At 44.3% G+C, this 855-nt stretch carries 1 protein-coding gene; it reads left to right on the top strand.

All coding sequences use genetic code 11. The features are described from left to right. Positions 1-822, top strand: an 822-nt coding sequence (locus UXI14_RS18050; protein WP_335967364.1) for a transposase, incomplete at its 5' end; no start/stop codon positions are given. Between the last annotated feature and the right edge of the window lie 33 nt (positions 823-855).

Raw genomic sequence — 855 nt, 5'->3', positions numbered from 1 at the left:
TTATCTTTAAGTTCGATTCCCGCTGTAAAAGAAAAGCTCAACCTGTTGGCCGAAACCATTGCCGATACGCAGGAGCGTCACACGCTATCCAAAGACAAGGAAGCCAAAACAGGCCATAAGTCTGCCGACAGTTCTTTCTTTGGGTACAAGACACATCTGGCAATGACCGAGGAGCGCATCATTACGGCAGCAACAGTCACTTCAGGTGAAAAGGGGGATGGCTCACAGCTTCCAAAGCTCTTGGAAATAAGCCAGAACAATGGAATTGATGTTGACACCATTATAGGTGATGCAGCCTACTCAGGAAAAGAAAACTTAAACCAAGCACAACAACAGAACATAAAAGTCGTGGCCCGTCTAAACCCATCAATAACCCAGGGTTTTCGAAAAGATAAGGATAAGTTCGATTACAACAAAGATGCAGACATGTTCGTTTGTCCGGCCGGTCATCTGGCCACTCGAAAGGCGCGACAAGGCAGGAAAGGCGTGGGTGAAAACCAAGTGGACACTTATTACTTCGATGTAGAGAAGTGTAAGGCATGCCCCTTAAGAGAAGGATGCTACAAACCCAGAGCGAGGACAAAGACCTATTCGGTATCCATAAAATCCACATTGCATCAGGAGCAAATGGCTTTTGAGCAGACAGCGTACTTTAAGGAAAAGTCAAAGCATCGCTACAAAATCGAAGCTAAAAACAGTGAATTAAAGAATGTTCACGGGTATCAAAGGGCGATATCCTATGGCTTAAACAGCATGGAAATGCAAGGGGCAATGGCCATATTTGCTGTCAACCTCAAAAGAATCCTAAAACTCACCTCATGAAGCCGTATAGAGACAAAAATTGATAAAATAGAG

It is taken from the genome of Galbibacter sp. PAP.153 (assembly GCF_037029175.1).
GTDB classification, from domain to species: domain Bacteria; phylum Bacteroidota; class Bacteroidia; order Flavobacteriales; family Flavobacteriaceae; genus Galbibacter; species Galbibacter pacificus.
The sequence above is the reverse complement of the archived record's forward strand: the minus strand, read 5'-3'. Positions and strand labels throughout refer to the sequence as shown.